Origin of the sequence: Propionimicrobium sp. PCR01-08-3, from assembly GCF_030286045.1 — a bacterium.
Taxonomy (GTDB): domain Bacteria; phylum Actinomycetota; class Actinomycetes; order Propionibacteriales; family Propionibacteriaceae; genus Brooklawnia.
In genome coordinates this window covers 805,815-829,338 of record NZ_CP127390.1, presented here as the reverse complement: position 1 = coordinate 829,338, position 23,524 = coordinate 805,815, and the positions used below count along the sequence as shown (strand labels likewise).

Genomic DNA, 23,524 nt, shown 5'->3' with positions numbered 1-23,524 from the left:
GCCCGTCACGCTAGCAATGCGGGACGAGTCACTCGACTCGTCCCGCATTGCTTTTGTCTCCACCGCAAGTGGCAACCGCCGAATTCTCACCGTCAGGCTCCGCTCACTAAGATAAAGATCATGACTACTGTGCCTGACCAGATGCAACCTGCCGCCCCAACACCAGCTGGTTGGCAGGTACCGGAGCGTCCGGTACTGGAAGGCCTGGAAGACCGCTGGGCGAAGCGCTGGCGCGACGACGGCACCTACGCATTCAAGCGTCCCGAAACCCGGGCACAGGTGTACTCGATCGACACCCCCCCGCCCACCGTGTCGGGCTCCTTGCACGTCGGCCATATCTTCAGCTACACCCACACCGACCTGGTGGCCCGCTACCAGCGCATGTGCGGCAAGCAGGTCTTCTACCCGATGGGCTGGGACGATAACGGGCTGCCCACCGAGCGGCGCGTCCAGAACTATTACGGGGTACGTTGCGAGCCGCCGCTGCCCTACGATCCCGACTTCACCCCGCCGGCCAAGCCGGACGCCAAGCGCCCGGTAGCCATCAGCCGCCGCAACTTCGTCGAGCTGTGCCTCGAACTGACCTCGGTTGACGAGAAGGTCTTCGAAGATCTCTGGCGCCACATCGGACTGTCGGTCGACTGGGACACGCTGTATTCGACGATCTCCGAGGAGGCGCAGTCGGTCGCCCAGCGCGCCTTCCTGCACAACTTCGCGCGCGGCGAGGCCTATCTTTCGCATGCCCCGACCTTGTGGGACGTCACTTTCCAGACCGCAGTCGCCCAAGCCGAGTTGGAGGCCCGCGAGTATCCCGGCTTCTATCACGGGCTGAATTTCCATCGCCCTGATGGCGGCGAGGTGCTGATCGAGACCACCCGTCCCGAACTGCTGGCCGCCTGCTGCGCGCTGATCGCGCATCCGGACGACGAACGCTACCAGCCGCTGTTCGGCAGCACCGTGACCACGCCGGTGTTCGGCGTCGAGGTGCCGGTGCTCGCCCATCCGGACGCCGAACCCGACAAGGGGTCGGGTATCGCGATGTGCTGTACCTTCGGCGACCTCACCGACGTCACCTGGTGGCGTGAGCTGCAGCTGCCGACCCGCACCATCATCGGACGTGACGGACGCATCGTCCGCGAGGTTCCCGATTGGATCGCCAACAAGGACGCCTACGAGCGGATCGCCGGAAAGACCACCTTCTCGGCCCGTGAGCAGACCGTCGAAATGCTGCGCGAGAACGGCGAGCTGGTCGGCGAGCCCGAGCCGACCAAGCGCATGACGAACTTCTACGAGAAGGGCGAGAAGCCTCTCGAGATCGTCTCGACCCGCCAGTGGTACATCTCCAACGGCGGACGCGACCAGAAGCTGCGCGAAGAGCTGCTGGAGCGCGGCGACGAGCTGAAGTGGACGCCGGACTACATGCGGTTCCGCTACTCCAACTGGGTGGGCGGCCTGAACGGCGACTGGCTGATCAGCCGGCAGCGATTCTTCGGCGTGCCCTTCCCGGTCTGGTACACGCTCGACGCCGATGGCGAGCCCGACTACGCGCATCCGATCACCGCGGACGAGGCTGATTTGCCCGTTGATCCGGCTTCGCAACCTGCTCCCGGTTTCGAGGAATCGCGGCGCGGTGTGCCGGGCGGTTTCATCGCCGACCCCGATGTGATGGATACCTGGGCGACCAGCTCGCTGACCCCGCAGATCGCCTGCGGCTGGCAGCGCGACCCCGAGTTGTGGAAGCTCACCTTCCCGATGGATCTGGCCCCCGAGGCGCACGACATCATCCGTACCTGGCTGTTCAGCCGGATCGTCCGCAGTCACCTGGAGGAGCACAAGCTGCCCTGGGAGCGCGCGGCGGTGTCCGGTTTCGTGGTCGATCCCGACCGTAAAAAGATGAGCAAGTCGAAGGGCAATGTGGTCGTCCCGACCCAGATCCTCGACAAGTTCGGTGCGGACGCGGTGCGCTGGCGTGCTGCCATGGCTCGTCCGGGCATGGATTCGCCGTTCGACGAAACCCAGATGAAGGTCGGACGCAGGCTCGCGATGAAGATCCTCAATGCGTCCAAGTTCGTGCTGGAGAAACATTCGGCCGCCGATCCCGCATCCATCTGCGAGCCGGACGACCTGGCGATGCTGGCCGCCCTCGCCGATGTCGTCGCCAAGGCGACCGCGGCGTTCGAGGACTTTCAGTACACCGATGCGTTGGAGGCCGCCGAGAAGTTCTTCTGGACCTTCTGCGACGACTACCTGGAGCTGGTCAAGGAGCGTTCGTATTCGGACGACGCGGCTGCTGCTTCGGCAGCCGCTGCCCTGCAGCTCGCGCTGAACGTACAGCTGCGGCTGTTCGCGCCGTTCATGCCGTTCGTGACCGAAGAGGTGTGGAGCTGGTGGCAGCCGGGTTCGGTGCACCAGGCTTCTTGGCCCACGGTAGATGAACTGCCGACCGGCGGTGACCCGGCGTTGCTGGACGACGTCGCCGAGGTGCTGATCGCGATCCGTGGCGCCAAGTCCCGGGCGCAGGTGAAGATGCGCACCGCGGTCGACCGGGCAGTGGTCTCCGGCCCCGCCGAATCCCTTGCCCGCCTAGAGACCATCGCGCGAGATCTGCGGGCGGTCGGACGCATCACCGGGGACCTGGAGTTCGTCCCCGGAGCAGACCAGATCGAGGTCGAGGTCACCTTGGCCGCCCCGAGCGAGTAGCCCGCGCGAGGATCATCGAAATAGTTGTGCCCCGGTCACCAAGGCCGGGGCACAACTGTTTTCTGTGGACATGTCAGCTAGGCGAAGCGATCCGGGCCATACCCGTCCCCTTGACGGTCTCCGCGGCCTCGAATCAGTAGTGGTCCTTGGCGGAAAGGATGCACACTGTGTCGTCCAGGACCACGTAGATGAGCCGATTCGCCGTGTCGATTCGTCTTGACCAGGCCCCTTGCATCTCCCACTTCAACGGCTCAGGCTTGCCAATTCCTTCCGATGGGTGACGCATCGTGTCGGAAATCAACTTGTTGATACGTCGCAGGGTCTTCTTGTCCTGTTCTTGCCAATACAGGTAGTCGTTCCAGGCGTCTTCGGTCCATGAGAGGTTCACGAAGGGTCGTCCACATCAATGAGTTCATGAGCGGTGGTATGCCCATGGCGGACGCTCTCCAACCCGCGGAGAACCTTGTCTTGCAGATAGGGGTTTTGGTAGATCCGTACCGTCTCCATGAGGGAGTCGTAGTCTGCCGCGCTCATGACAACCACGTTGTCGACCGGGTCGGTATTGGTAACGAGGAGCATGTCCGCGTCCTCGTTCACCTGCCTCATGAAGGTCTTGAGACTCTTGCGGAAGTTGCTGTACGTGACTGCTGTGACCATGACCGACCCCCATTCACTGAGCTGTACAACTTACTGTACCAGAGTGCCGAATGATACCTAGGCGGCGAGTCGCCTGAGACTCAGTTGCTCTGACGGGCCAGCAGCGAGGACGCCTCTTGCAGCGCGGTACCGGAGTCTGCGATGTGGGCGAGATGGGCCGGAATTTCGCGTCCGGCCTTCTGCATGGCACGGGCCCACAGCCTGCCGGCGCGATAGGACGAGCGGACCATCGGGCCCGCCATCACACCGAGGAATCCGATCTCATTGGCCTGCTTCGCGAACTCTACGAACTGCTGGGGCTTGACCCAGCGGTCCACCGGATGGAAGGTGGGCGCCGGACGCAGGTATTGCGTCAGGGTCAAAATGTCGCAGCCCGCATCATAGAGATCGCACATCGCCTCGTAGATCTCGTCGTCGGTCTCCCCCATGCCCAAGATCAGATTCGACTTGACGATCATGCCGTTCTCTTTGGCCTGGGTCAGCACATTCAGCGAGCCCTCGTAGCTGAAGGCGGGACGGATTTTCGAGATGATCCGGGGAACCGTCTCCAGGTTGTGCGCGAACACCTCGGGCTCGGCGTCGATGACCTGCTGAATGGCAGCAGGGTCGCCTTTGAAATCAGGCACCAGAATCTCGACACCGGTCGACGGATTCAGGGTGTGAATGGCACGCACGGTCTCGGCGTTCAGCCAGGCCCCACCATCGGCCAGATCATCGCGGGCGACCGAGGTGACCGTGGCATACCGTAGCCCCAGATCGCGCACCGATTCGGCGACCTTACGCGGCTCCAGGACGTCCATGATGGCCGGGCGTCCGGTGGCGATGTCGCAGAAATCACAGCGCCTGGTACAGGTGTCGCCGCCGATCAAGAAGGTAGCCTCACGGTCTTGCCAGCATTCGTAGACGTTCGGGCAACCCGCCTCTTCGCAGACGGTATGCAGGCCTTTGCCGCGGGCCAGCTTCTTCATGTTGGCGAAGTTCTCGCCCATGTGCGCGGTGTTCTTCATCCACGCGGGTTTGTCCTCGATAGGTGTCTCCGCGTTGCGAACCTCGATGCGCAGCAGCCGTCGGGTGTCGGTGGTCACGGGTGGTTTCTCCTATCAGTTGGACGCGTGGGTCAGCCCGCGAAGGGCCGCAAGATCGAGAGGCGCGGGGGTGACGAATTCGGGTTCCTCCGCTCGGGTCGCCGACTGCTCGGGCCAAGCTCCGGTCGACGCATCGGCGCGTTTGCCGTACAAGGGCGAGAAGTCGAGTGGCGCAGCCGGCTGCTCGGGTTCGAAGATCTCGATGAGGCCATCGGACTCGAGTGTGGCGAGTTCGATCTCCATCCGTTCCACCACGTCTGCGGGCTTGACCTCGCGCCTGGTCTCCTGGCTGATCGAGGTGACTCCGGCGTCCGTGATACCGCAGGGGATGATCTTGCCGAACGGACGCAGATCATTCGAGCAGTTCAGAGCGAAGCCGTGCATAGTCACCTTGCGTGACACCTGCATACCGATGGCTGCGAGCTTGCGATCCGGCCCACGGTCATCGGCGAGCACCCACGCGCCGGAGCGTCCCTCGACGGTGGCCGCCTTAACACCAAAGTCGGCGACAACGGCGATGATGATCTGCTCCAGCATCCTGACCATTTTGACCGGCTGAATCGGCGGGGTGAGCCGGACGATCGGGTAACCGATCAGCATGCCCGGGCCGTGGTAGGTGATTTTTCCACCACGCCCGATCGGGACGACAGGTGTGCCGTCATAGGGGTACTCGCTGGGGTCGGCCCTGCGTCCGGCGGTGTAAACCGGATCGTGTTCGAGCAGCAGCACCGTGTTGCCACGGGTCCCGGCGAGCACTTCGTCATGCACCTGTTGCTGCAAATCGAGACCGGCCCGGTAGTCGACGAAATTCGGATCGAATCCAGCGCGCTCGAAGTGAAGGGCCATGCCCCCAACCCTAGTCACCTGCGCCCAATCAGGCTCTCTTTGTCCGCCTTGGGCGGAGTCCTCGGGTCCTCGCCGTTACTGGACCCGCAGCCGCGACCCGAATCAGGGCCCGGGCCCGAGATAGCTGGCGCGCGATCTGATACGGGGCGGGCGAAACATGGATGAACCAAGTCCGCGGCGCCGATTCTGATCGGTAGTTGTCGGCTACCCCAGCTTGTTGGTTTGCGCGATGTACTCCTTGACCTTCCCTGCATCGTTCGGCAGGTCGGCCACCCGGCGCGGGGCGTCCATCACCTCGGCGAAACGCGGCGGAATCTCAAGGTCAAGTTCGGTGGCTTCCTTGATCGTCTCGGCGAACTTCACCGGCAGCGCCGTCTCCAGCACCACGATCGGCGCCTGGGCCTTTCCGATCCACTCATGGGCGATGTGCACGCCGTCGGCCGTATGCGGATCGACGAGTACCCCGTTGTCGAAGTACAGCCCGCGAATGGTCTGCAGCCGGTCGGCGTGAGTTGATGACCCGCTGACGAAGCCATAGCGTTCCGGGATCGACGCAAATTCAGGGGTGCCTGACAGATCGAAATAGCCGTTCTCGGAAAGCTGGCGTCCGAACAGATCAGCGGTGCGCTCGCCGTCGCGTCCCAGCAGATCGAAGACGAATCGCTCGAAATTGGACGCCTTCGAGATGTCCATGGACGGGCTCGATGTGGCTGCCACCTCGGCAGATGCCCGGACGCGATACACCCCGGTGGTGAAGAACTCGTGCAGCACGTTGTTCTCGTTGGTGGCCAGAATCAACGTGTCGATGGGCAACCCCATCTCGCGGGCAACATGCCCTGCACAGATGTCACCGAAGTTACCGGTCGGCACCGCGAAGCTGATCCGCTGGTCATTCGAAGTCGTCACCCGCAGCCAGATCGCCACGTAGTAGACGACCTGGGCCACCAGCCGTGCCCAGTTGATCGAGTTAACCGCACCAATGTGATAATTCGCCTTGAACTCGGCGTCGTGATTGACGGCCTTGACGACGTCTTGGCAGTCGTCGAAGACCCCGTCGAGGGCGATGTTGTGAATGTTCTCGTCTTGCAGCCCGAACATCTGGGCCTGCTGGAAGGGCGTCATCCGGCCGGCGGGCGTCAGCATGTAGACGGCCAGCCGATCCCTGCCGCGCATCGCGTATTCGGCGGACGACCCGGTGTCTCCACTTGTGGCTCCGAGGATGGTGAGGTAGCCGTCTCGGCGTCCGAGTTCATAGCCGAACAGCTCACCGAGAAGCTGCATGGCCATGTCTTTGAAAGCGGCGGTAGGCCCGTTGGACAGATGTCCGATCCACAACGGCCCATTGCCGACACGCTCCACCGGCACGATGCTGGACGATCCGAACTTTTCCGGGGTATAGGCACGCTGACAGATGCCGAGCAGATCATCGCTGGGGATGTCGTCCACGAAAAGGCTCAATACCCGGTGAGCCAGCGCCGCATAGCCTTGCGTCGCCAGGACGTGACGCCAGGAAGCGAGTATTCCAGCGTCCACCTGCGGGTACTCGGCAGGAAGATAGAGACCGCCGTCAGCAGCCAGTCCCTCAAGCAAGATGTCGCTGAAGCCGGCGCCGGCCGCCCCCGGAAGTCCGCGTGTCGAGATGTATCTCACACCTCCAGCCTATAGGCCACGAACCCACGCAAGGTAGCTGATCTCTGCCTCGGACGCCTGGTCTCGCGTTACGCGGAGAGCTCGGTTCGCTGAGCGAGCTGCTTACGGCTGATCAAAGCCGGATCCTCCTCGCCGCGGACGGCCTCCTCGGTCACCAGCACCTGGCCGATCTCCGGATGACTGGGCACCTCGAACATGGTGTCGAGCAGCAACTCTTCGAGAATGGCACGAAGCCCTCGGGCACCGATGCCGCGTTCGAGTGCCTTGCCTGCGATCGCGGCGATCGCATCATCGGTGAAGTCGAGTTGCACATCGTCGATCTCGAACAGCTTGCCGAACTGGCGCACCAGCGCGTTACGAGGTTCGACGAGGATGCGCTGCAGCGCCTCCTGGTCGAGATTCGGCACGGTCGCGATCATCGGCACCCGGCCGATGAACTCGGGGATCAGGCCGTACTTGTGCAGGTCTTCCGGCCGAACGCCTGCGAAAGGATCATCGCTGCGCTTGGCTCGCATATCGGGAGTTGAGGTGAACCCGAGCGGCCGCTTTCCGATACGCGAATCGATGATGTCTTCCAGACCCGCGAAGGCGCCGCCCACGATGAACAACACGTTGGTGGTGTCGATCTGAATGAACTCTTGATGCGGATGCTTGCGTCCGCCCTGCGGCGGCACGGACGCGACAGTTCCCTCAAGGATCTTCAGCAGCGCCTGCTGAACGCCTTCGCCCGACACGTCGCGCGTGATCGAGGGGTTCTCGGACTTGCGGGCGACCTTGTCGATCTCGTCGATGTAGATGATCCCGGTCTCGGCCTTCTTCACATCGAAGTCGGCCGCCTGGATCAGTTTCAGCAGGATGTTCTCGACGTCTTCGCCGACGTATCCGGCCTCGGTCAGCGCCGTTGCGTCCGCGATGGCGAACGGCACGTTGAGCATGCGAGCCAGGGTCTGGGCCAGGTAGGTCTTGCCGCAGCCGGTCGGGCCGATCAGCAAGATGTTCGACTTCGAAAGCTCCACATCGGGTTCGTGGGAGCGGCCGGTATCGGCCTGCGCCTGGATGCGCTTGTAGTGGTTGTAGACGGCGACCGAAAGCGTTTTCTTGGCGGAATCCTGGCCGATGATGTATTCGTCGAGAAACTTTCTGATCTCGGCCGGACGCGGAAGCTTGTCGGGAGAGCCGGACGATGTGTCGTCACTGAATTCTTCTTCGATGATCTCGTTGCACAACTCGATGCATTCATCGCAGATGTACACGCCTGGTCCGGCTATGAGCTTCTTTACCTGTTTCTGGCTCTTTCCGCAGAATGAGCACTTGAACAGGTCACCGCTCTCGCCGATGCGAGCCATCGTCTCTCCTTCGTGCCTCGGACCCGATCCGAGTACTTTTCGCCTTGCTTCCCGGTCCGGGCCTCAACCCTAACGCTCCTGCGGTGCGTCGGGGTTGAGACCTGCCGCATCGTGGAAAGGGCTGATCCCGCCCGCTCCCACGAATCGCCATCTGTCATGTCGATGCCGGACGTCGGACACGGCCTCGAAGCATCGCGCCTTACCTGGCTGGCTTCGGGTGATGCTCGGGCTAAGGCTCAGCGTCCGGTCTCGGACAACGAGGTCAAGATATCGTCGATGATGCCGTATTCGACAGCTTCTTGAGCCGTGAGGAACTTGTCACGCTCGACGTCAGCTCGAACCTTTTCGACGCTCTGGCCGGTGTTATCGGCCAGCATCTGCTCCATCTGCTCACGGATACGCATGATCTCGCGGGCCTGAATCTCCAGATCGGACGACTGGCCGTAGGATCCGTCGCCCGACATCGCAGGCTGGTGGATCAGGATTCGCGAGTTCGGCAGCGCCAGCCGCTTGCCCTTGGCACCGGCGGCCAGGATGACCGCGGCCGCCGAGGCGGCCTGGCCGAGGCAAACCGTCTGGACGTCCGGCTTGATGTAGTTCATGGTGTCGTAGATCGCGGTCAGCGCGGTGAACGAGCCGCCCGGCGAGTTCAGGTAGATCGACACCTGACGTTCGGCGTCCATCGACTGCAAACAGAGCAACTGCGACATGACCGCGTTGGCGATCTCATCGGTGATCGGCGTGCCGAGAAAGATGATGCGTTCCTCGAACAGCTTCGTGTAGGGATCGACCCGGCGCACACCATAGCTGGTGCGCTCTTCCCACTGCGGAATGATGTAATCCATCCGCGGCTGGTCGCCCGCCGTGCCGAATGGTTGGGCCGGCAGATTGGTGCCGGGAATCAGGTTGGGAGTCATCTGCTGCCTCACTGGATGGGTGCGTTGGAGCCGGGGATCTGGGATGCACGCTCGAAGACGTGATCGATGAAGCCGTACGACAGGGCCTCGGGTGCCGTGAACCAACGGTCGCGGTCAGAGTCCTTGGTGATCTGCTCCAGGGTCTGGCCTGTGTGCTGCGCGATCAACTCGGCCATCTGGTACTTGAGATGCAGCGACTGTTCGGCCTGGATCTTGATGTCGGAGGCGGTGCCGCCGAGACCACCCGAAGGCTGATGCATCAAGATGCGGGCGTGCGGCAACGCGAAACGCTTGCCGGGCGCACCGGCGCACAGCAGGAATTGTCCCATCGAAGCTGCCAACCCCATCGCGACGGTCGCGACATCGTTGCTGATCCACTGCATGGTGTCGTAGATCGCCATGCCGGAGTCGACCGAGCCGCCCGGGGAGTTGATGTAGAGGTAGATGTCCTTTTCGGGATCCTCAGCGTTGAGCAGGAGCATCTGCGCACAAATCGCGTTCGCGTTCTCGTCACGTACTTCAGATCCGAGGAAGACAATGCGGTTCGCCAGCAACGACTGGTAGACGTTGTCGGTCATGCCTGCGCCGGATCCGGCCGCCGCTGCTGCTTGCGGTGTTGTCATGTCTGGATTCACATTGACGAACTTACAACCCCGCACTGACAAAACCGAAAGCACTCCCCCGGCTTTTCGCTGGCGGCGTGGGATGGGTTGGTTTTGTGCTATTCGGGCGGATTCGGCGCGTGCCGCCCTATCCGGTCTTTAGGTCTGGCCCGCGGCTCCGCGCGCTTCGCTGCGGTTGGAGATGAGCGCGTTGACCCAGCGCGCCTTCGGATCGGCGTCCACCAGCAACGACTTGACCAGCTGGGTGCAGGGCAGAGCGATCAAGGCCCCGATCGGGCCGAACACCCAGGCCCACAGCAGCAATGAGATCAACGACACCGTGGCGTTCACGCCGACGGCGTTGCCGGTGACCTTGGGCTGGAAGACACCTTGGACGATCCAGGTCGTCACCAGGTAAACGCCGAGCATCCACAGCGCCGTCTGCCAGCCGTTGGCCACCAAGGCGACCAGCAGAGGAGGGATCAGCGAGAAGAAGAACCCGACACTGGGCACGTAGGTCATCAGCCACGTCAGCAAGGCCCAGATCAGCGGCAGCGGGATACCAAGAATGATCAATTCCACATAGTTGAGACCTGCCATCAGCGCACCGAAGCCCGTGCAGACGAGCCAGTAGCGCCTGGTTCCGTTGCCGAACTCGCGCATGGCGGCGACGATGCGCGGATGACTTGACCCGGCCACGGCGATGCGTCTGCCCCAACTCGGCACGTCCAGAAGCATCATGATGAGTGCGGAGATGATCACGCCGAGCATGCCGATGACCCCGGAGAAACCGGAGAATACCTGGCTGGCTGCGCCGATCATCTGATTGGCGTCGAGATCGAAGAGGGCGCCGCTCGGGTCCCATTCGATGCCTTTACCGGCCAACCAGTCGAGGCCCTGCTGGCCGAGGTCGAGCACCTGGGGCAGATATTGCGGGACGACCGCGATGATCTCACCGATCGCCCAACTGGCCACCAACCCGATGATCACCAAAGTGACGAACAACGTAATGGCGGTGAAAACGACCGCCACCGGTTTGGGCACTCCGTACCGCCGCAGAATGGTCTGCAACGGGTAGACGACGATGACCATGTTCAACGCCAGAAACGCCGGGGCGATCAACCAGCTGAGTTGACGCATCAGCCACAGCGCACCGGCTAGGCCCAATACGCCCACCAGGATGACGACGAACCTGGGCAATTGGGGTGGTTGGCCCTGGTGCGACCCCTGGGGCACCCGAGCCGGATCGGAGCTGAAGGCCAGATTGAATCGGCGTTGTTCGGCCAGCAGCTCGAGCCCGGGCATGCCCGCCGGAGCAGCTTGCACCACACGGCGATCGAGTGCGGTGGCTCCGAAACCGGACGCAGGCAGGGGCGCGACGGTGTCATCGTATTCGGGCATCCCGGCCAGCAGCCGAGGCGGCCCTAGAGCGTCCGTCTGTGGGTCTGTCATTGCCGCTCCTTTGCATACGTCAGGGTGGGGCGTCTACTCATCGTCCTCGGGTAACAGATCGTCCTCAAGTGGTTCGGCATCTTTGGGATCGCTGGCGATCAACGCGTTGAACCAGCGCGCCCTCGGGTCGGCGTCGATGAGGAGCGACTTGACCAGCAGCGTCATGGGAAGAGCCAGCAAGGTGCCCATGCCGCCCATGACCGACGCCCAGAGCAGCAGCGACATGAACGAGACGGTCGGCGTCACGCCAACGGATTCTCCGGCAAATCGCGGCTGGATGATGGTTTGGATGACGAAGTTCAACACGCAGTACATCACGATGACGATGACAGCGGACTGCCAGCCGTTGGCAAAAAGCGCCACCACAGCCGGTGGGATGAGGCCGATGACGAACCCGATGTTGGGAATGTAGTTGGTCAGAAAGCTGAAGATGCCCCAGACGATCGCGAGTGGTACTCCCATGATGGCCAGCACGACGCCATCGAATACTGCCACGATGATGCCGAATACCGTCGTGACGATCCAATAGCGGCGCACGCCGTGAGCGAAGCTGCTCATCGCGGTGGCCACCCGGGACCGGTTACCCGCAAGAAATCGCAGGCGCCGTTCGAGACCGGGGGTGTCCATCGCCATGAAGACGATCGCCGCCACGATGATGCCGATCATGCCCACCATCGCGGACGCCAGACCGGACGCTCCTGACAGCAGCGAAGTCGCGGCTCCGATGAAGCGAGTCGGATCGAGAGTGTTGAGGAGTTGGCCCCAGCCACCTTCGCCGATGTCGAATTGGACCTCGGCCCAATCCGTTACGCGGTTGTATAGGACGGTGAACTCGGCGGCATATTGGGGCAGGATGCCGACCATCTCGGAGACCGACCAGACCAGGCCTGCCACCAGCGCGATCAGCACGGCGAAGACGGTCAGCGACACCACCATTGCGCTCAGCCACGACGGCGTGCCTTTGCGCACCAGCCAAGTATGCAAGGGATAGGCGGTGATCATCAAGTTGATGGCGAGAAACCATGGGCCGATGATGCCGGAGAATTGGCGCAGACACAGGAGGCAGATCAGCGCACCGGCCACGCCGATCACGATCGTGTTGAAGCGCGGACGACCTGGCATATCGGTTGTGGACGACGACTGCTCAGCCATGGCATCTCGTGAATTCCATGAAGTCCTCCGGTTGAATCCGACGGCAAGCAGCCTATAACCCTGTGGCTTCCCAGCGGGTCACCGCCCACGCGCTGGCTTCTGTCGCGCCCCCGATCGCCGATCCACACTTGGTGCTGACGGCGACGCCAACAGTGGATTCAGGCTATAACACGACCGCGGCTCCCCCGCACACCTGCCCGTTGACAGATCTCAGGGGAGCCGCGACCACAAATCACTCGTCGGCGTCGGCCTTGGCAGCCTTCTTCTTCGCCGGCTTCTTGGCAGGTGCCTTCTTCTTTGCGGCAGGCTTCTCCGCGGGAATCTCGTCCTCAGCGGCAGCGGCCTCGGGCTCGTCGTCCGCTTCGGGAGCGTCATCAGCATCGGCTGCCTCAGCGATCTCCTCCGCGGGAGACTCTGCCTCGTCCTCGGTCTGGTCGTCGGTTGCCGGATCGGCAATGGTGCCGTCACTGTTCAGATGGGCGACATCGACCTCGTTGCCATCGGTATCGACGACCTTGACTGCGGCGACCAGTTCGCCCAGGGCCTTGCCCCGGCGGACCTCACCCATCCATTCGGCGGTGTGGTCGTGCTCCATCATGTGTTGGAGCTCCTGCTCGGGCGACGTGCCATTCTGCTGAGCCTTGTTGAAGATCAACTCGGTCAGTTCAGACTGGTTGATCTGCAAATCCTTGTCCTCGGCGTACTTGTCGAGGATGATCTGCGAACGCAGCGCCTCGACGACGCGCTGGTTGATATCGTCCCAGAACGCTTCCGGGGTCTCGGCCTCTTCGTCCTCGGCCTCTTCGAGGTACTGCTCGACACTCAGGCCCGCGGTGTTGAGCTGCTGTTCGATTGCCTGCCGACGATTCTCCTGTTCGGAGGTGACGAGTGCTTCGGGCAGCTCGAACTCGGTGGCTTCGATGAGCTTGGTGAGCACCTGCTCGCGTGCCTTGTTGGCCTGATCGATGCGGGCCAGGCGCTCGAGATTGTCGCGCAGGTCGGCGAGCATCTCGTCCGCGGTGTCGAATTCGCTGACCAGCTGGGCGAAGTCGTCGTCCGCGTCGGGGAGCTCCTGCGACTGTACTTTGAGGACCTCGACCTCGATCTCGGCCTCTTCGCCACGGTTCGGTCCGCCGACGAGAGTGGAGGTGAAGGTCGCCTTTTCGCCGGCCTTCAAACCGACTACGGCATCGTCGAGGCCTTCGACGAAGCCGCCGGCGCCGACCTTGTAGCTGACCTCGGAGGCCTCGGCCTCGTCCAGAGTCTTGCCATCTTGAGTCGCCTTCAGGTTGAGGACGACGACATCGCCGTTCTCGGCGGCACGGTCGACCTCGGTGAGGGTGGCGAAGCGCTCGCGCAGTAGCTCGACGCGCTCATTGACGTCGTCATCACTGACTTCGGCGGCGGGAACCTCGACCTGGACGCCGGTCATGTCGGCGATCTCAAAGTCGGGACGAACGTCGACCTCGGCGGTGAACAGCACGTTGGTGCCGTCATTCAGCTCGGTGACGTCGACCTCGGGCTGACCGAGCGGGTGCAGGTCGTGGGTTTGGACGGCGTCGCCGTAGGCCTGCGGAAGAATGGAGTTGATGGCTTCCTGAAGCACCGCCCCACGGCCGAAGCGCTGGTCGATCAGACGTGCCGGAACCTTGCCCTTGCGGAAACCCGGGATATTCACCTGCTGGGAAATGTCTTTGTACGCGGCGTCAATGGCCGGCTGCAGGTCTTCAAAGGGCAGATCAATGGTGAGCTTCGCCCGTGTGGGGCTCAGCTGGTCTAGGGTGCTGGGCACGTGGTCTCCTGGCATATTCGGGGCAGACCGCCGTCGGCGACCTGCGCTAACCGTTCGATTCTAACCAGCGTTACCGGACGCGGCCAATCAAGGCCGGAAACTCGGCTTCATGCTCCTTGTTTGATGGTGCTCCACCCTCCGGGGAGACGCTGGACGCGAAGTTGAGCCGGGATCGTTTCCTTCATCGAAGGCACGTGGCTGATCAGACCCACCGTTCGTCCGCCTTCGCGAAGGTTGTCGAGGGTTGCCATGGTCACATCGAGAGTCTCTGGGTCGAGTGAGCCGAATCCTTCATCGATGAAGAGCGTGTCCAAGCTCATACCGCCGGCTCGGCCGGTGACCACGTCGGCCAATCCGAGGGCCAGCGCCAATGAGGCCTGGAACTTTTCGCCGCCGGATAGCGAATCCGGGGCGCGGGCTTCCCCGGTGTACGCATCCAGCACGTCAAGTCCTAGCCCCCACTTTCCACGGTTCTTCTCGATCGCGTCGGTGTGCTGGAGCGTGTATCGTCCGTCAGTCATAGTGCGTAGCCGGAGGTTGGCGATGGTGACGATCTCTTCCAGCTGAGCCGCGAGGACGAAGGTCTCCAGCTCCATCCTCATGGTGTTGGGCGGACTCATTCCGCGCAGCGTGCTGGCCAGCCGGTCAACCGACTCGTACCGCTTCACGTCGTCGGCGATGTTCGCCCGCTGGCATGCGATGGCTGCCGACAGATTCTGTAACCGCTCGACCTGGGGACGCGCCCGAGTCACCTCATCATGGGTTTCGTTGTACTGCTTCTCCGCCTCATCCAGCGCTGTCTTCGGAGTCTCGACATCGACCGGATCATCGGGCAGGTTTTGGAGATCTGGTGATATAAGAGTCAGCGCGACGGCCTTCACGTTCGAGTCGTAGCTTTCAATCCTTGCCTTGAGCACCTGCTGATCGGACTCGGTGCGGGTGGCCCTGGCTGCCTCGTCGGCTTCGGCAAATCCAGCCTTTGCCAGGTCACTGGCGAGCCGGGTTCTCTCGGCATCAAGGCGTTCCTCGGCGGACTTTTTCGCAGTGATCGAGTCAAGAAGTCGCTGACCGATATCCAACTGATGATCTGCTCGCGCCATTCGTGCCTGCACGCTCGGTTGATCACCACGAGCGTCTTCTACCAAGCCCTGGGCGCTCGTCAGAGCAGTGAGCGCAGCAGACCGTTTGTCGGCGAGTGCGGTCCTTGCCGACTGGGTGCGATCGAGACGCGCAAGCGTGTCGTCGGCGGACGTTTGAGCAGCTTCCAGGTCGGCACGGCTTCGCCGCAGGGAGGTGTCCGCCGCAGTTGCTGCGTCCAGCGATTGAGCGCATTCGTCACGCTCGGCCTTCGCCTCGGCAATAGAGAGCTGGCTTGCCTCAGCCAGCTTTGCTTCGCGCTTCTCGGTCAACACGCTCACCTGCGAGTCAGTGTCTTTGGATCGCGCATATGTCGCCTCGACAACCGCCTGGGCGGCATCAATTGCTTCTTGGACGACATGGTCGGCGGCGACAGTTGCCGGGTTTGGATGATCTGGTGATCCGCATACCGGGCACGGGGTATCCGCGCTGAGATCCTGCGCCAGGTCCGCCGCGTAGCCGGCCAATTGTCGCTGCCGAAGCGTCGACAACGCCTCGGATGCCTGTGCCGCCTTGGCTATGGCGTCTTCGTTCTCTGCTCGGGCGACCTCTAGTTGAGCAGCAAGCTTGCCCGCCTCTTCCGCCGCTCGGAGGCGGCTGACGGCTTCGGAATGCTTGGCTCGCGCATCGGCGAGGGACGCAGCCGGGTCTTCAAGCGCGGATATCTTCTTGCGAAGCCCTGCGATCTGCTCGGAAACCGTGGCCCGCTGCGCCTTGAGTGCCCCCGTCTGCTGATCGAGCCCATCGAGGTTGGCCACAGCTTCGTCGGCAGCCACTTGCAATTCAGGTATCCGTCCCTCCGACTCAAGCGCCGGGCCGAGGCGTCCCTTCAACTGCTGGAGGCCGGCAATAGAGGCAGCCAGCTCCTCAGCCGTGACCAGCAGAGCGGGATTCTCATCGAGATACGCGCTCTCGGCGTCGGCGAGTCTCTCGGCCGCGTCGTCGAGGGCGGACCGCGCTTGCTCGAACGCCCTCATCGCCGAACTGACCAGGTCTGCTCGCTGGGCATGCTCCAGGGTCTTCCGGTCAGCTGTGATCTTCTCCGCCTGATCAGAAAGGCGCTCCTGCTGCCTCAGCGCGTCGGCCCTGCGACTTTGCCGTTGGGCGAGATCGGTCGCCGTCTCGTAAGTAGTCTTCGCTGTGGCAAGGGCCGCCTCCAGGTCACGGCGGCGCGATATCGCGGCCTGCAGCGCCTCGGTGTAAGAGCCGACGACCTGGGCGAGCCAGGCATCAAAACCGCCGTCTGACGGATCCGGAATCTCATCCTCGCCGAGGCCGGCCTCTTGGGTGAAAAATTGTATCGTCGTTTCCAATTTGTTCTGCGCGGTCTCCAGCTGACGTTTGAGATCGCCTGCGCTCTCGGTGAGCGACCTCTCGTATTCGGAGAAGCGTTTGGTTCCGAACAAGGCCTGCAGTACCTCGCGCCGGCCTTCGGTGTCGGCGACCAGGAACTCTTGAAACTGGCCCTGAGCCAGCAAAACGACCTGCTGAAATTGCTTGCCGGTCATTCGAATCAGGTCGGCGATCTGGCGTGCCGTGTCAACGGCTCTGGATTGCAGACGTTCCCATCGGCCGTCGATGAGTTCGTCGAGTTCGGCTTTCGCAGGCACCGTGGTGAATCCGTCGCCCCTGAGCTTCGGACGCTGCCACGATGGGCTTCTGGTGACCTTGAAGCGGCGTCGCTCGACTCCGAACTCCACCTCGACGCTGCATGGCTGTTCCGGGGCCAGATAGTCGGAGCGCACCGCATCGCCGGGTTGGCCGTCGTAGCGAGGCACCGAGCCGAACAAAGCGAAGGTTACGGCGTCCAGAATTGAGGTCTTGCCGGCACCGGTCGGACCAGTGATGAGAAAGATGCCATCGTCGTCGAATGCGTCGAAATCGACGGTCTCGGTGTCGCGAAAGGGCCCGAAACCGGTCATGGTCACACAATGAATCTTCATGCGTGCAGCTCGACCGGCTCATATTCAGAGATGGTGTTGCGAAGCAGGTCAGCTTCCAGCGGGTCGGCGGAGCGTCCGTTGCGGACCTTGCTGAGAAAGGCATCGATCAATTCCAGGTCGGACTTGCCGCGCACGATTTCGGCATAGCTCTGCCCGGCTGATTGCTGCGCGGCCGCCGGCTCGTGCCGAAGCATCGCGCAGTAGGGGAAGCGCCGCTGGAGCTTGCGCATGGCGCCGATGGGCTGGACGTCGTCGGCCAGCACCGCGCTGATCCAGTGGTACCGGAAGCTCTCATATGCGTCGTTGTGGAGTAGGTCGTCCAGTTCGCCGCGGATTTCGTCGAGAGGACGCGGCACCGGCAAGTCGAGCCATTGCACGTCGGCAAGACCGTCGGACTCCAGGTCGACGAGCCAGCCGCCGCGTGGTTTGGATGCCTCGCCGAACGAGTAGTGCAAGGGTGCACCCGCGTACCTGACGTTCCTCTCGAGAGTCATGCGCCCATGAATGTGACCCAGCGCGACATAGTCAATGCCCTCGAATGCCCGGACGGGTACCTTGTCCAGCCCACCGAGAATGTCGCGCTGGTTGTCGAAAACCTCGTCTTCCGCGCCTTGGACGAAGGTGTGCGCGAGCACGACCGATCGTCCACCACGTTCGGCAAGATCGCCCAGGATCAGATCCATCGCGTAGTGCAGCGCGTCCGACTGGGAGCGCATCTGCTCGGCATCGTCCCAGGTATTGCGCATTCTGGGCGGGTCGAGATACGGGACGGCATAGAACTGCACGGGTCCGTCGCCATCACTGATCGTCACCGGAGTTGCGATCTCTTCAGTCTTCGTGCGGACGAAAACTCCCGCAGCCGCGGCGAACGGCGCTCTCGCCCCGAGCCGGGCGGCGGAATCATGATTGCCGCTCGAGACTATGACCTGCGCACCGGCATTTCTCAATCCCAGCAGCGCCTCGTCAAACAACTCGACGGCCTCGGCCGACGGCGTGGAGGAGTCATAGATATCCCCGGCGACCACAACCACATCGACGTTCTGGGTACGCACCTCGGAAATGAGGGCGTCAAGAACTGTGCGCAGGGCATCGAGAGTCGACCAGCCGTGGAAGGTGCGGCCGATGTGCCAGTCAGAAGTGTGCAGGATTCTCACAGAACTGACCTTAGAGCCGGGCTCTGACATTTTCTGGAGCGACCCAGCCAATGCGACCAAGCGGCGCTCTTATCCCTGGTGTTTCTTGTTCGCGATCGTTCCCGACTCGCGCGGCGGGGGGCGTGACAAGCGCGAAACCACCTTTGCTGAAGATTGGACTACTTCGGACCCGCGCATCAGTGCGAAGACAAGACGATTGGCCCACCGCTTGGCTGCCTTTCGCATCTAATTCGCGATCTATCGAGCCACCAAATGCCATCTGACTAGGGAGCGGATGACGGGAATCGAACCCGCGTAGCCAGTTTGGAAGACTGGGGCTCTACCATTGAGCTACATCCGCATGCCCCGCCGAAGCGGTGCGGGGACCACTGTAGCCGATCCTTCAACGAAGTTGCACGTCACTCTGTAATCCGAGTTCAAGTATGGCCGCAGCAAACAGGCACCTGTCAGGATCGACAACTTGTCGCGACATCGATTCCTGAATGTCACAATCCGGGGAATTCAGATTCCAATGAACTGGGCATTTGTGCGCGCTTCGCGGATGCGTCACATAACCAAGCACTGCCGACCCGTCGTCACACTGGCGCGCCTGCTTTGGGAGCAGCAGACCGGACATCAACGCCGTGGCTCCGACAACTAGATCAGATCGTCCGGCGATGGATACGACTGGATGCACCCTTCTCGCTGAACGCTGAATGCTGCCACCTTCATCGCCGTATCGATACATTCGTCGATACAGCGAGCATCCGCCAACGCGCTCAAAAACGCTCCGGCGAAGGCGTCGCCGGCTCCCGTGGTATCAACAGGCGCAACCTGAGGCACCGGATAATGTCTGTCCGGTTGCCCATTCTGGCTAACCAGTACGGCATTCGCGCCTGTAACAATCGCTGCTTGAGCGCCCACTGCCGCGGCAACCAGTCGAGCCGTCGGCGCACTCGCGGCGGTCAGCGCCTGCGCTTCGAGCTGATTCACGATCAGCCAATCGACTCCCGACAGCTCGCCAGAATCCTCTAGGAACGTCTCAACCGGACTGGGGTTCACCACGACCGATCCATGCCATGCCTCTCGGGCCGCGCGAAAGACATCCATCGTCAGTTCACCCTGCAGGCTGAGTATGGCTTGGGTAGATGCAGACGCCAGCATCCGCCCCACCTCATCAGGTCTGATGAGCAAGGCTCCCCCGGCGAATGTTGTGATCGTTTGGTTCCCCTGATCGTCGATCACAATCGAGCTGTTCGCCGTGGGCTGGCCGTTGTGCAGGACGCGGTCGAGATGAAGGCCATGCTGAACCAACATCTCAGCAGCCCTATCTCCGGCCGCGTCCGTCCCCAGATGAGTGACCAAGTGAACCTCTGACCCCAGCAGCCCGGCACAAACCGCTTGATTGGCCCCTTTACCGCCATCAGCAACCAAGTAGCGCTTCGCCATGATGCTCTCCTCAGCGCGAGGCAGCGAATGCACGTAGTACAGATGGTCGAGGGTGTAGAGACCCAACACCCAGATCTGAGTCATAGCTCAAGGCTGCATGGCAGAGCCGAATCGCGGTTCACTGTGATATCCACGTTGGGATGAGTGTGCGCGAGAGTGCACGGATACATCACGTCGGGCTGGGTCGTCAGTGCCATAACTCTGACGATGTACTGCTTCCACGCACCGCCATCGGTAATCAACCGTAGGTGTTGCGAACTCAGGATGCTCTTCATGCCGATCGAGATCGCCATTCGCGGTATCGCCTGCGTATAGCCTCCGGTCATTCGATTGGAATGAGCAACGATCGTGTCCTCGAGTAGGGGGATGATCCGAGTCTTTGAAGCCGCGAACTCGTCCACAGAGTAATGGTGCCAGCGAGTCGACGGCGGCTCGTTGAACGCCAGATGTCCCCGATAGCCGAATCCGGCGAAGCAGGTATGGGCACCACCGGCGTCCTCGATTCGTGTGTCGAACGCGTCCGGATCATGTACGTCCGGGTACACCACCCGATCATCGGACGGCAACAAGTCCGTATCGAGCAACCCATAGAGGTGCCGTGCACAATATCCGCGGAAACTAAACGGATTATCCGGCGAAAGCATCCTCCCCTGCCAATCCAGGTACTCATCCATATGAAAAGCTGTGACGTTCTTCCACGAAATCCGCTCTTCATTACAGATGCGGGCCAATTCTGGATAGTGTGCCTTCGGCCCTACGGGAAGAATCCATCGAGTCTCCTCACCTGCCTCATTCCTGGCTTTCAGTTCGTCAGCCATCTCTCGAGCTAACCATGAATACAGCGTCGGAAGGTCTTCGAACACCTGAAAGGGATGGACCGATGATGCCGCCAATTCTTCGACTGACGCAGTCAGATGTGCCTCGGTCAAGTCCGTCGCATGGGGAACCGCATTGAGCATGATGCCTCCTTTAGTGCTTGTCTGCCACAAGCTATACCTAACAGACAAGTAGTGTCAACGATGATCAGACGTCACTTAGATGACAGTCGAGTAACAAGTTCCGCTAGCACTATTGCTGTCGATAGACCTGTCTGTTAGGTTAACTTCGTGTTGACAGATCCGTTGAAGGAGAGGTCATGAGGTTAGGGCAGGACGCATTGCTTGCAGTCACGGATGTCACGAAATCATTCGGTCCGGTGGATGTCCTCCAGGGCGTCACGTTTCAGACCGGCCGAGGCGAGGTCCTGGCCATTGTTGGCGAGAATGGCGCGGGTAAATCAACGCTAATAAAGATCATCTCCGGCGCTTACAAGGACTTTGGCGGAAGCATCAACCTGGACGGACACCCGGTGTCGTTCAACGCTCCGAGCCAAGCAATTCAAGCCGGTATCCAGGTGATCTACCAGGAATTCGCGAATAATCTCTTTCCACAAATGTCAGTTGCCGAGAATCTCTTCATGCTCGACTCGCAAAAAGAGTTTGGGTCGGCCTGGGTTGACAAGGCTGCCATGAACCGAGCAGCCCAAGAGATTCTGTCTACTCTCGGAATCTCATTGGAGCCCTCCGCGACCGTTGGCAAGTTGCCGCCGGCATCCCAGCAGATGCTTGCGATAGCGAAAGCGTCACGCGAAGGAGCGAAACTACTCATTTTGGATGAGCCGACCGCAGCGCTCGATGACCAGGAGGTACAACAACTATTCGCCCAGGTCCGGCGGCTGCGAGACCAGGGTGTCGGCGTGATCTACATCACTCATCGTCTCAATGAACTTTTCGCGCTTTGCGACAGAGTGCTCGTTCTTCGTAATGGCGAAGTCGAACTCGAGAGCCGCGTCGACTCGATTTCGGAAGCCGAAGTTGTGTCCGCCATGGTAGGGCGTCCGCTGGACGATCTGTATCCGCGCAGAGAGAAGGCTCCAACGGATCTGGTCCTTCGTGTCAAGAATCTCTCCGGAGCGACATTCACCGATATCTCATTCGAGCTTCACAGGGGCGAAGTTCTCGGAATCGGCGGGCCGTTGGGATGCGGCAAGGGCGACCTGTTGCGCTCACTTTTCGGCCTGCTGCCGCGGCGAAGGGGCGACGTATGGCTATCCGGAGAACCGTTTCCTTCCAGTTCACCCCGCGATTCCATCAGCAGAGGCTTGTCGTACCTCGCGCCCGACAGAGGCTACGAGGGTCTATGCCTTCAGCAGCCGGTAAGCCATAACATCTCTCTGGCCTCGCTACGCAGGTTCTCGCAAGCAGGCTTCGTCAAACGTGGCGACGAGCGCATGGAGATCGCGCGCCTGATCAACGCCATGCGAATCCGGGCGGCAGGGCCGGAGGCAGAGGTGGGCACGCTTTCCGGCGGGAATCAGCAGAAGGTGATGTTCGGCAAGTGGATTCTCACTGCGCCAACAGTGCTGCTGATGGAGGAACCGACCAGAGGCGTCGACGTCGGATCCAAGGCCGACATCTATCGGATCATCAACGACATGGCCGCATCCGGCGTCGCTGTGGTGCTGGTCAGCTCGGACTTACCAGAACTGGTCGAGATGTCCGATCGAGTTTTTGTCATGCGCGAAGGCGCGACGGTCGCCGAACTTCAGGGAGACGGCCTGACTCAAGAGGCCGTCTTGTCACATTCGTTGAGGAGCACAGAGCAATGAAATACGCCAAACGAATTCTCGGGGACATGAAGGCAGTCTGGATGCTGCTCGGCGTGTCCGTTCTCTTGTTCATAGCCACACCGCTTTTTCTCACCGGGCCCAACCTGCTCAACGTTCTGCTCGCCGCATCCATCACCGCTCTGTTGGCGATCGGCCAGACTTACGTCATCATCCTCGGCGAGATTGATCTGTCGGTGGGTTCGGTCTTGAGTCTTGCCGGAGTCACCACGGCACTCGTCATGAGGACATATGGCCCAATTGCCGGCCTCGGCGCAGGACTTGCTGTCGGCGCACTGTGTGGACTCATCACCGGCATCTTCGTGACGAAGTTCAAGATGCCGTCGTTCATAGTCACGCTCGCGATGCTGAGCATGGCCGCTGGACTCACCTTGTACATAACCCAGGGAAATCCAGTTTCCGTCAAGTCCGCGAGTTTTCTCAGCATCGGTCAAGGGTCCTTCCTTGCGATACCCACGCCCGTGTGGATCATGCTGGTCACTTACGTGATCTTCGGCATTCTGCTGGCACGTAGCCGGTATGGCCGCTACCTGTATTCGACCGGCGACAACATTGAGGCCGCCCGCTTGGCCGGGATCAACGTTGATTCGGTAAAGATCCGAGCATTCGTTATCTGTGGTATGACCGCCGCCATTGCAGCATTCATCCTCGAGGCGAGGTTAGGGTCGGCGCAACCCACGGCCGGCAAAGGCATGGAACTGGCCGCGATTGCGGCAGTCATCATCGGTGGGACCAGCCTCAGCGGAGGCCGTGGCGTGCTCGTCGGAACGGCCATCGGCGCGCTGCTGCTCGGTGTCATCGACAACGGTCTCAATCTCTTGGGTGTCTCGCCCTTCCTCCAAGATGTTGTGAAAGGCGCCGTAATCCTCTTGGCGGTTTTCCTTGACCGCAACTCCGCAGCTGCCAGAAATGTGCTGACCTCGTTCAAGCTGGGCCGGCAAACCACATCGAGTAGTACTCCACCGCAGTCGGAAAACCTGGTTGCGAAAACCTAGATA

At 61.5% G+C, this 23,524-nt stretch carries 18 protein-coding genes and 1 tRNA gene; 3 read left to right on the top strand and 16 right to left on the bottom strand.

What is annotated here, in order from left to right:
- The first annotated feature begins 120 nt into the window (after positions 1 to 120).
- Positions 121 to 2,700 carry a valine--tRNA ligase gene (gene valS, locus QQ658_RS03890; protein ID WP_502928930.1) on the top strand — a complete coding sequence of 860 codons (2,580 nt, stop codon included), beginning with the start codon at positions 121 to 123 and terminating at the stop codon, positions 2,698 to 2,700.
- A 133-nt stretch (positions 2,701 to 2,833) separates the two neighbouring features.
- On the opposite strand, the gene QQ658_RS03885 is transcribed toward valS, so the two are convergent.
- From QQ658_RS03885 to QQ658_RS03810, 16 genes are all read right to left on the bottom strand, one after another.
- Complete coding sequence (locus QQ658_RS03885; protein WP_286026359.1) at positions 2,834 to 3,088, bottom strand: Txe/YoeB family addiction module toxin; 255 nt, start codon at positions 3,086 to 3,088, stop codon at positions 2,834 to 2,836.
- Entirely contained in the window at positions 3,085 to 3,357 is a 273-nt protein-coding gene (locus QQ658_RS03880; protein WP_286026358.1) for a type II toxin-antitoxin system Phd/YefM family antitoxin, read from the bottom strand. Before QQ658_RS03880 ends, QQ658_RS03885 begins: the two co-directional genes overlap by 4 nt.
- A gap of 80 nt (positions 3,358 to 3,437) precedes the next feature.
- Positions 3,438 to 4,442, bottom strand: coding sequence for a lipoyl synthase (lipA, locus tag QQ658_RS03875; RefSeq protein WP_286026357.1), 1,005 nt, complete (start codon positions 4,440 to 4,442; stop codon positions 3,438 to 3,440).
- A 15-nt stretch (positions 4,443 to 4,457) separates the two neighbouring features.
- Positions 4,458 to 5,306 carry a lipoyl(octanoyl) transferase LipB gene (lipB, locus tag QQ658_RS03870; RefSeq protein ID WP_286026356.1) on the bottom strand — a complete coding sequence of 283 codons (849 nt, stop codon included), beginning with the start codon at positions 5,304 to 5,306 and terminating at the stop codon, positions 4,458 to 4,460.
- A gap of 186 nt (positions 5,307 to 5,492) precedes the next feature.
- Positions 5,493 to 6,938, bottom strand: a complete 1,446-nt coding sequence (thrC, locus tag QQ658_RS03865; protein WP_286026355.1) for a threonine synthase — start codon at positions 6,936 to 6,938, stop codon at positions 5,493 to 5,495.
- 68 nt (positions 6,939 to 7,006) lie between these two features.
- Positions 7,007 to 8,284 (bottom strand): ATP-dependent Clp protease ATP-binding subunit ClpX, encoded by a 1,278-nt coding sequence (clpX, locus tag QQ658_RS03860; RefSeq protein ID WP_286026354.1) that lies wholly within the window; start codon positions 8,282 to 8,284, stop codon positions 7,007 to 7,009.
- 236 nt (positions 8,285 to 8,520) lie between these two features.
- Complete coding sequence (locus QQ658_RS03855; RefSeq protein ID WP_286026353.1) at positions 8,521 to 9,201, bottom strand: ATP-dependent Clp protease proteolytic subunit; 681 nt, start codon at positions 9,199 to 9,201, stop codon at positions 8,521 to 8,523.
- Positions 9,202 to 9,209: 8 nt separating this feature from the next.
- Positions 9,210 to 9,824, bottom strand: a complete 615-nt coding sequence (locus tag QQ658_RS03850) for an ATP-dependent Clp protease proteolytic subunit (RefSeq protein ID WP_286026352.1) — start codon at positions 9,822 to 9,824, stop codon at positions 9,210 to 9,212.
- A 138-nt stretch (positions 9,825 to 9,962) separates the two neighbouring features.
- A complete protein-coding gene (locus QQ658_RS03845) occupies positions 9,963 to 11,255 on the bottom strand; it encodes an AI-2E family transporter (protein WP_286026351.1) in 1,293 nt (430 codons plus the stop codon).
- A gap of 33 nt (positions 11,256 to 11,288) precedes the next feature.
- Positions 11,289 to 12,407, bottom strand: a complete 1,119-nt coding sequence (locus tag QQ658_RS03840) for an AI-2E family transporter (RefSeq protein WP_286026350.1) — start codon at positions 12,405 to 12,407, stop codon at positions 11,289 to 11,291.
- Between the two features lie 232 nt (positions 12,408 to 12,639).
- Positions 12,640 to 14,199 carry a trigger factor gene (gene tig / locus QQ658_RS03835; protein ID WP_286026349.1) on the bottom strand — a complete coding sequence of 520 codons (1,560 nt, stop codon included), beginning with the start codon at positions 14,197 to 14,199 and terminating at the stop codon, positions 12,640 to 12,642.
- Between the two features lie 107 nt (positions 14,200 to 14,306).
- Positions 14,307 to 17,279, bottom strand: a complete 2,973-nt coding sequence (locus QQ658_RS03830) for an AAA family ATPase (protein WP_286026348.1) — start codon at positions 17,277 to 17,279, stop codon at positions 14,307 to 14,309.
- Positions 17,276 to 18,433 carry an exonuclease SbcCD subunit D gene (locus QQ658_RS03825; RefSeq protein WP_286026347.1) on the bottom strand — a complete coding sequence of 386 codons (1,158 nt, stop codon included), beginning with the start codon at positions 18,431 to 18,433 and terminating at the stop codon, positions 17,276 to 17,278. The genes QQ658_RS03830 and QQ658_RS03825 overlap by 4 nt, the downstream gene beginning before the upstream one ends.
- A gap of 269 nt (positions 18,434 to 18,702) precedes the next feature.
- A tRNA-Gly gene (locus QQ658_RS03820) sits at positions 18,703 to 18,773 on the bottom strand.
- A gap of 296 nt (positions 18,774 to 19,069) precedes the next feature.
- Positions 19,070 to 19,945: a PfkB family carbohydrate kinase gene (locus QQ658_RS03815; protein WP_286026346.1), complete on the bottom strand. Its 876-nt coding sequence runs from the start codon at positions 19,943 to 19,945 to the stop codon at positions 19,070 to 19,072.
- Positions 19,942 to 20,820 carry a sugar phosphate isomerase family gene (locus QQ658_RS03810; RefSeq protein ID WP_286026345.1) on the bottom strand — a complete coding sequence of 293 codons (879 nt, stop codon included), beginning with the start codon at positions 20,818 to 20,820 and terminating at the stop codon, positions 19,942 to 19,944. Before QQ658_RS03810 ends, QQ658_RS03815 begins: the two co-directional genes overlap by 4 nt.
- A 176-nt stretch (positions 20,821 to 20,996) precedes the next feature.
- Here QQ658_RS03810 and QQ658_RS03805 point away from each other — a divergent pair, with 176 nt between their 5' ends.
- The gene (locus tag QQ658_RS03805) at positions 20,997 to 22,508 is read left to right on the top strand and encodes a sugar ABC transporter ATP-binding protein (protein WP_286026344.1); all 1,512 of its coding nucleotides are present in this window, start codon (positions 20,997 to 20,999) and stop codon (positions 22,506 to 22,508) included.
- A complete protein-coding gene (locus QQ658_RS03800; RefSeq protein WP_286026343.1) occupies positions 22,505 to 23,521 on the top strand; it encodes an ABC transporter permease in 1,017 nt (338 codons plus the stop codon). The genes QQ658_RS03805 and QQ658_RS03800 overlap by 4 nt, the downstream gene beginning before the upstream one ends.
- Positions 23,522 to 23,524 lie beyond the last annotated feature (3 nt).

Bases quoted from the DNA above. Each gene is read 5' to 3' on its own strand.
- valS (WP_502928930.1), top strand. From the start codon at position 121: ATGACTACTGTGCCTGACCAGATGCAACCTGCCGCCCCAACACCAGCT.
- QQ658_RS03880 (WP_286026358.1), bottom strand. From the start codon at position 3,357: ATGGTCACAGCAGTCACGTACAGCAACTTCCGCAAGAGTCTCAAGACC.
- clpX (WP_286026354.1), bottom strand. From the start codon at position 8,284: ATGGCTCGCATCGGCGAGAGCGGTGACCTGTTCAAGTGCTCATTCTGC.
- QQ658_RS03855 (WP_286026353.1), bottom strand. From the start codon at position 9,201: ATGACTCCCAACCTGATTCCCGGCACCAATCTGCCGGCCCAACCATTC.
- QQ658_RS03850 (WP_286026352.1), bottom strand. From the start codon at position 9,824: ATGACAACACCGCAAGCAGCAGCGGCGGCCGGATCCGGCGCAGGCATG.
- QQ658_RS03845 (WP_286026351.1), bottom strand. From the start codon at position 11,255: ATGACAGACCCACAGACGGACGCTCTAGGGCCGCCTCGGCTGCTGGCC.
- QQ658_RS03840 (WP_286026350.1), bottom strand. From the start codon at position 12,407: ATGGCTGAGCAGTCGTCGTCCACAACCGATATGCCAGGTCGTCCGCGC.
- QQ658_RS03830 (WP_286026348.1), bottom strand. From the start codon at position 17,279: ATGAAGATTCATTGTGTGACCATGACCGGTTTCGGGCCCTTTCGCGAC.
- QQ658_RS03815 (WP_286026346.1), bottom strand. From the start codon at position 19,945: ATGACTCAGATCTGGGTGTTGGGTCTCTACACCCTCGACCATCTGTAC.
- QQ658_RS03810 (WP_286026345.1), bottom strand. From the start codon at position 20,820: ATGCTCAATGCGGTTCCCCATGCGACGGACTTGACCGAGGCACATCTG.
- QQ658_RS03805 (WP_286026344.1), top strand. From the start codon at position 20,997: ATGAGGTTAGGGCAGGACGCATTGCTTGCAGTCACGGATGTCACGAAA.
- QQ658_RS03800 (WP_286026343.1), top strand. From the start codon at position 22,505: ATGAAATACGCCAAACGAATTCTCGGGGACATGAAGGCAGTCTGGATG.